A 6,948-nucleotide genomic window follows, 5' to 3' on the forward strand; every position below is an offset into this window, starting at 1 on the left:
GCAATTTACGACTCAAGATGCCCGCATCAAACTCAAGCGTCTCTATCCATCAATTCTTTCTTGACAGACTACTAGTCAAAAAAAACTAATCAAAGAAATAGTTTTTGGGGATGTCATACACGTTCTTGATTAAGTCTGTTAAATTCGATTTTGATGAGCTGTTGCCTTCTATATTTTTTACATAGTCCTTGTTGGCTTTTCCCCGCGCGATCGCTACTCATCTATAGTTAGGTTAATTTTAAACTGGCTGTCTAAACTGTCCTATAGATGAAAATTAGTGCCTTAGGCATACTTCCTAATGTCCCTAATGTCATTGATATCATTTTCATAATGCAAAATAATGCAAAATTGCTCTATAGCAGCTTTACATTTATAGATTTATCGCTCTTACTTGTTTAAACGATTCCTCTAAGCCGAGCCTAATTTAACCTATGGGTGGTAATGCGTTTGTTTCATTGATGATGTTTTCTTGGATTCCAGCCGTGTTGTATATCTTCAAACGGTATCCAGCCCGACAGTCAATGATTATGAGCTTCATATTTGCTTGGCTCTTTCTGCCTGTTGCAATGTTTAAAGTCCCTGGAATTCCTGCCTATACGAAAATGTCAGCCGCTTGTTATGGAATTTTGATAGCAACATTTATATTTAATCCAAAACGAATTAGTTCATTTAAATTCAGTTGGGTTGATATTCCTATGGTCTTGTGGTGTACCAGTCCATTCATTAGCTCTGTTGTGAATGATTTGGGTGCCTACGATGGGTTTTCAACTACGCAAGTTCAAATTGTAACGTGGGGGGTTCCCTACTTTTTGGGGCGTATTTATTTAGATAGTTTTGCTGGATTACGCCAATTGGCAGTTGGATTGTTCCTCGGCGGATTAATTTATATTCCCTTTTGTTGGTATGAAAGCCGCACCTTTTCTAGTCTCCATATTCTTGTGTATGGATTGAATACAGGGCGGGATGCCTCTCAATCTATTCGCTACGGAGGATATAGACCGCAAGTATTTTTAGAGCATGGTTTGATGTTAGGGGTTTGGTTAATGACTGCGTGCCTAATGGGTATTACATTTTGGCGAACGGGAGTCAAACGGGTATTGAACCAGCCGATAGTCTTGCTGCTATCGTTCTTATTAATCACCTTCATCATTGCCCGATCCACAGGGGCTTACACCCTATTTTTATTAGGGCTGGTTATTCTTTTTGTCGCCTGGCAGTTTCGCACTGCTATTTTACTTTGGATACTTATTTTAGGAATTTGCTGGTATCTATATCTGGGAGTTACGGGCACTTTTCCTAACAAACAAGTCATTGATACTTTGTCTCAAACGTTTGATGCAGAACGTGTCGCCTCAGTTAAATTCAGGTTTGATAATGAAGAAATATTGGGTGCAAGAGCGCGTGAAAATGTAATGTTTGGGTGGGGAGGGTTTGCCAGGAACCGAGTATTTGATGAGTATGGAAAAGATATTTCTATTACTGATAGCTTGTGGATTATTGTGTTTGGACTTCAGGGTGCCTATGGTTTAGCAACATTAACCGCGTCCATCTTGTTGCCCGTCATTAGTTTTTGTGTCCGCTACCCAGCAAAACTATGGTTGCGCCCAATGGTGGCTCCGGCTGCTACTTTGGCGGTATGCATCACGCTTTATATGTTTGATTCTGTGTTAAATGCTATGGTCAACCCAATTTTTATGTTGGCGGCAGGTGGTTTGGCAACTGTTTCTGTGAAACCAAAACAGGCTACCACTGCCCAAATAAATGGGCAAATGGCGGCAATATCTTAAAATTCTGATTGATTAGAACCATAGAGATTGTTTAGATCTCTGAGGAGGTAAATTCATCTTTAACCAGTTTGTCCCAACCTAGATTTTTGAGAGAGTCGTTCCGGCGGAGCGGACGAGTAACGAGTTCTAGGATATCCCGTGCATTGGCGAACCCATGAATTTGAGCAAAGGTAAATTCAACCGACCATTTTGTGTTGATACCACGAGCTTCTAACGGATTTGCGTGAGCCATCCCTGTGATGACTAAATCGGGTTGTAGTGTTTTAATCCGTTGCAGTTGGTTGTAGTTATCTGGTTTTTCTACAATTGTCGGTGTGGGAACATTCATTTCCCGGCAAGTTTGTTCTAATAGGGCAAGTTCTGCGGCTTGATAGCGCTTGTCCATGTATGGGATGCCAATTTCGGGGCAGGTCATGCCGCAGCGAATCAGGAATCGGGCGAGGGAAACTTCTAGGAGGTTATCGCCCATGAAAAAGACGGATTTTCCACGAATCAGGCTGGTGTATTCTTCTAGGTTGTGCCAAATCTGCGCTTCTCTTTCGTCCAAACCTTTGGGTTCGATGTTGAAAACAGAGCAAATTTTCTCGACCCAAGCGCGGGTGCCGTCGGGACCGATTGGAAAGGGGGCACCGATCAGTTTGCATTTGCGGCGACGCATGAAGGTGGTGGCGGTGCGGGAGAGGAAGGGATTTACGCCTGCTACGTAGTAGCCTTCTTGAATGATTGGGAGTTCGGTGTAGCGCTTGGAGGGTAGCCAGCCGGAGACTTTGATGCCTTGCTTTTTCAGTTCCAAGGTTAGCTGGGTGACGACTGGATCGGGTAGGGAGCCGAATAGGACAAGGGGTGGATGGTCAATGTATTCAGCTTCGTCGGTGGCAATGTCTTCTTTTTTGCGTCCGAAGTTCAGCAGTTTTGCGATCGCATTTCGTTCTTCTTTCTCTGTCTCTATTGCTTTTTCGGGGCAGCGATGCACCATGGCAGCTAGCACCGTGTCTTCACCTTGAGTGAAGGCGTAATCAAGACCATTGGCACGAGCTACCACAATTGGAATACTCAGTTCAGACTCTAGTTTAGGAGCCATCCCTTCTAAATCCATCTTGATGATTTCGGTGGTGCAAGTACCAATCCAGACAATCACACTGGGATTGCGATCGCGCTTAATTTGGAGGCAAAGCCGTTTTAGCTCCTCATAATCATTCAATTGAGCAGAAATATCGCCTTCTTCCAGTTCTGCCATTGCATAGCGAGGCTCAGCAAAAATCATCACCCCCATGGCATTTTGCAGAAAATATCCACAGGTTTTTGTTCCAATCACCAGAAAGAAACTATCTTCAATTTTTTGGTATAGCCAAGCGACGCAGCTAATGGGACAAAATGTGTGATAGTTCCCTGTTTCACATTCAAACGTCAACGCTTGGGGTTGGGTATCGGCAAGGGTCATTACGGTATCCTCTAAAACAAATTGTCAGTTTTTAACTTAAAAAAGTCGATTTCTCAGTAAACCGAGAGTTTTTTAGGGAGTATATTTCAGGGAGCCACTAGTCGATCTTTCTAATTATTCGCAAGTGATTCACTGAATGACTTAGAACGACTTAGAGCTTCTGGGTTTAGGATTCAACCGATCGCCCAGAACGACCGCCTTCACACGATTCATCAATTTTGGATATTAAATGAGACACTTGGTTTGCGGGTAGATCAGTTTCATAAAATGAGGCTGCCGGAAGAAATTTGAGTGCATCATTGGCTGGTTTCTGTTTAACGCTGCCGTTTTCCAAAGCTTTTGGACTTGGCTTAGATGCCGCTTTTAGCTGTTCATCTGGATTAAAGTTGAGATCAAGAGCCGCGATGATTCGATCCGGATTACTGCTTAAATCAACAATCAAAGGGAGCAATTGATTTAGCTGTGGTTCTAAGGAAGCCAGTGTTGCCAGTATGAAGCTGGAGGAGGGACGGCGTTGTCCGTCACAATTAACCCAAACCTGTAACCGGGCGATCCAAACACGGTTTTCAACGTAGTAATCGAGCCATTTCTTCTTGATGGTTTGACGAAACTGCTGAGTATTCACACGACACCTTAAAACAAGAGTTAATGAGCTTGAAGCTTTAGTTCCACATTATTGTCGAGCAACTTGAAACTTAATCTTCAAAACTCAAAACTCTTTTTAGATAATTAGACCATCATCAGATCCAATACTTCTTCCTCAGTTTTTACTTTGGGTTGCTGCGGATTGAGGTAAAAATCAGACAGCAGCGAGAATAGGTCGCGATCGGGCGTATCGTTTGGCACTACTCCTTCAGGTCTTGCCAAAATCTGATCGGCAATATTTAGATAATAGTCACAAACATAGTTCAAAGAGGGATCGGTTTCAGCCATCTCAAACAAGGTTTTTCCCTTCACCCGCGAAACCCGAATATCTTCGATTAAGGGCAACACTTCCAGCACTGGCATGGGCACCGCTTCAATATATTTCTCAATTAGGTCACGCTTTGAGGTTCGGTTACCAATCAGACCCGCAAGCCGCAATGGGTGAGTTCGGGCTTTTTCGCGAACCGAAGCCGCAATCCGATTGGCAGCAAATAGAGCATCAAAGCCATTATCCGTCACAATCATGCAGTAATCGGCATAGTTGAGCGGGGCAGCAAAACCGCCGCAAACCACATCGCCCAGCACATCAAACAAAATGACATCATATTCATCGAAGGCATTCAGTTCCTTCAACAGCTTGACCGTTTCACCCACGACATAGCCCCCGCAACCTGCGCCTGCGGGCGGTCCACCTGCTTCTACACAGTCAACTCCGCCATATCCTTTGTAGATGACATCTTCTGGCCAAACATCTTCATAGTGATAGTCTTTTTCCTGAAGCGTATCAATAATGGTTGGAATTAGAAAACCCGTTAGGGTGAAGGTGCTGTCGTGCTTGGGATCACAGCCGATCTGTAAAACTTTTTTGCCGCGTTTGGCAAGTGCTACAGAGATATTGCAACTTGTTGTTGATTTTCCAATTCCACCTTTTCCATAAACAGCAAGCTTCATATCGTTGGTCTCCTAATTTCTCTTAAAGGTGGTAGTAAAGTCTGCGCTATGTTGCACTGATCACGATGCAAGTTTCTTAAGTCACTGCAAGCATTATTGTCGAACTTCGCAGTTAAAGGAAGCTGGCTGGGAAGACAGTAAAGGCGTAAATAGCAGCTATTAAAGAGAATAAGCCAATAAATACTTCCTACGTCACTTTATATCGTTTTTTGGTTTTTCTACGCTGACAAACGTTTTTTATGCATTTCTTTTTATAAAAATAGGATCAAACTTAAAAAATCAAGCTAAAATATATTTTTTGGGTGTATAAACAAGTTTTTGTATTGCGGTAGGAATCTTGGAACTGCTTTAGAGAGGTTTTGCTCAATTAAATTAATAAAGCTTAGGAAGAAAACCCTCAAACTGGTAGAGAAATGAGGTTTTTGCAGGTTTAGGTTAAATCTTTATAAAGATGCAACTTTGAGAAAACTGATATTTGAAAGCTGTTAGGGCTTTTGTTAAAAATGATTAATTATTTATGTTTAGTAAACTTGTATAAACTCTTCGATCGCTGCTGCGTGATGAGTTCAGGGGCGATCGCTCCTATTTAACTTCTATTTAGTTGAACCAATCTGCCTAAAGAATCGTTGTACAAGACATTCAAACCCCGGCAGAATTGTTGAGGTGATGCGGTCTTGAGCGTTGTAAGTAGCGGTGCGCTTGAGGACTGCATTCTCGCGGCGGTATACTTCGATCTGTTGGTGTTCTCGGTTAACGATCCAATATTCCTCCACGCCCTGGGATGAGTAGAGCTTGAGTTTAGCTTCGCGATCGCGTCGTTCATTGGTAGCGCCCGGAGACAACACTTCGACGATCAGTTCGGGTGCGCCGATAAAATGCCCCGCTTCGTCTGTGAAACGCTCTATTCGTTCAACACTGATCCAAATCGCATCTGGAATGACATTATCAGCATCGCTGAAGATGATGCCAGGAGTTGGAAATGCTTCTCCTAACTGCGTCTTGTCTGACCAATCTCGCAGTTCTGCACAGATGTTGAGAATAATAGATTGATGCCTAAAGTGGGGTGCCCTCGTCACAAAGAGTTCTCCGTCAATGATTTCGTAGCGCTTCCATTCATCGGCTGCAAGGAGATCGAGATCGGCAGTCGTCCAGCGCACTTTTTCAGACAAGCTTTGGCTCATGGCGTGTCCCGCGACGTTATTTGGTTCTATTCTCGCTTGTTTTAACCGCTGCGATCGCGCTTTTCTACCCAACAGCGATCGCTCCTACAGGATTAGCTCAAGGGCGATCGCCCTTTTCTACCCAACAGCGATCTCGTCTAGCCAGATAGTCAGCCCACAAATAAGTTTCGCTATTCTCTATTCCCAGTCCTCATACTTTAAGCCCTCAACACGGCTAAACTCGCGGATATTGTGGGTAACAAGAGTGAGATCGTTGGCAATGGCTACAGATGCAATCAAAAGATCATTAGAACCGATCGGGGTTCCAATTGCAGTCAGGCTCGCACGAATTTTCCCAGCCAGTTTAGCACCATCCATATTTAGAGATACGGTAGTAAACTCCTCAAACAAGCTTTCCAAATGAGCCAAATTCCGTTCAACTTGCAAACTTTTAAATGCCCCATAATAAAGCTCACAATAGACAATTGTGCATAAAAAATATCTCGGCGCGGAATTGTAAGCATTCGTTGGGTGATGAATGATGTAGGAGCATTCAAGATTTGGATACAGGCATTGGTATCTAGGAGGTATGCCATTGAATTTCCTCTCGTTCGTCGAAAGGAAGTTGCTCTGGGCGTTTTAGGGGTTCTCCTTCCCAACTGCCAATCACCTCATTCAAAAATTTGCCAGAATACCCTAACTCTTCGGGTGTCTTTGAGGAGTGGGAAAATCCTTCAGTCGTTTGAAATACGATGACGATATCTAACTCTTGATTGGCGATTTCAGAAGGAAGCTGAATTTTTAATATCCCATCCTCACCCACTTTAGTTCTAAGGCTTCGAGTTTCCATGGCTTTACCTCCGATTGATTCCTTTGCGTTAGTTAGACAATAGAGTTCTTGCATGAATCAAGCAGAGAGCGCAAGCTCAAAGTTGATGATCGCTGCAATCAGGTTGAAGCGCAA

At 43.4% G+C, this 6,948-nt stretch carries 8 protein-coding genes; 2 read left to right on the top strand and 6 right to left on the bottom strand.

All coding sequences use genetic code 11. The features are described 5' to 3' along the window. Nucleotides 1-521 precede the first annotated feature (521 nt). Entirely contained in the window at nt 522-1,787 is a 1,266-nt protein-coding gene (locus AB3R30_RS26405; RefSeq protein ID WP_458652187.1) for an O-antigen ligase domain-containing protein, read from the top strand. Nucleotides 1,788-1,818: 31 nt separating this feature from the next. Here the strand turns inward: AB3R30_RS26405 and AB3R30_RS26410 are convergent, their stop codons facing one another. The 4 genes from AB3R30_RS26410 to AB3R30_RS26425 all read right to left on the bottom strand — a co-directional run bounded on the left by AB3R30_RS26410 (nt 1,819) and on the right by AB3R30_RS26425 (nt 6,005). Further along, on the bottom strand, nt 1,819-3,228 hold the full coding sequence (locus tag AB3R30_RS26410) for a ferredoxin:protochlorophyllide reductase (ATP-dependent) subunit N (RefSeq protein WP_458652188.1): 1,410 nt from the start codon (nt 3,226-3,228) through the stop codon (nt 1,819-1,821). A gap of 166 nt (nt 3,229-3,394) precedes the next feature. Continuing rightward, complete coding sequence (locus AB3R30_RS26415; RefSeq protein ID WP_458652189.1) at nt 3,395-3,853, bottom strand: DUF5331 domain-containing protein; 459 nt, start codon at nt 3,851-3,853, stop codon at nt 3,395-3,397. A 104-nt stretch (nt 3,854-3,957) separates the two neighbouring features. Beyond that, nucleotides 3,958-4,824, bottom strand: a complete 867-nt coding sequence (bchL, locus tag AB3R30_RS26420) for a ferredoxin:protochlorophyllide reductase (ATP-dependent) iron-sulfur ATP-binding protein (protein WP_458652190.1) — start codon at nt 4,822-4,824, stop codon at nt 3,958-3,960. 593 nt (nt 4,825-5,417) lie between these two features. After that, on the bottom strand, nt 5,418-6,005 hold the full coding sequence (locus AB3R30_RS26425) for a Uma2 family endonuclease (protein WP_458652191.1): 588 nt from the start codon (nt 6,003-6,005) through the stop codon (nt 5,418-5,420). A 20-nt stretch (nt 6,006-6,025) separates the two neighbouring features. On the opposite strand from AB3R30_RS26425, the gene AB3R30_RS26430 reads away from it, so the two are divergent. After that, a complete protein-coding gene (locus AB3R30_RS26430) occupies nt 6,026-6,154 on the top strand; it encodes a hypothetical protein (protein WP_458652192.1) in 129 nt (42 codons plus the stop codon). A 28-nt stretch (nt 6,155-6,182) separates the two neighbouring features. Here AB3R30_RS26430 and AB3R30_RS26435 read toward each other — a convergent pair whose 3' ends face one another. Further along, nucleotides 6,183-6,575 (bottom strand): PIN domain-containing protein, encoded by a 393-nt coding sequence (locus AB3R30_RS26435; protein ID WP_458652194.1) that lies wholly within the window; start codon nt 6,573-6,575, stop codon nt 6,183-6,185. Further along, on the bottom strand, nt 6,565-6,834 hold the full coding sequence (locus tag AB3R30_RS26440) for a hypothetical protein (protein ID WP_458652193.1): 270 nt from the start codon (nt 6,832-6,834) through the stop codon (nt 6,565-6,567). The genes AB3R30_RS26435 and AB3R30_RS26440 overlap by 11 nt, the downstream gene beginning before the upstream one ends. Nucleotides 6,835-6,948 lie beyond the last annotated feature (114 nt).

This window comes from Sivoneniella epilithica UHCC 1019, assembly GCF_040830845.1.
In the GTDB taxonomy this organism is placed as follows: domain Bacteria; phylum Cyanobacteriota; class Cyanobacteriia; order Leptolyngbyales; family Leptolyngbyaceae; genus ULC077BIN1.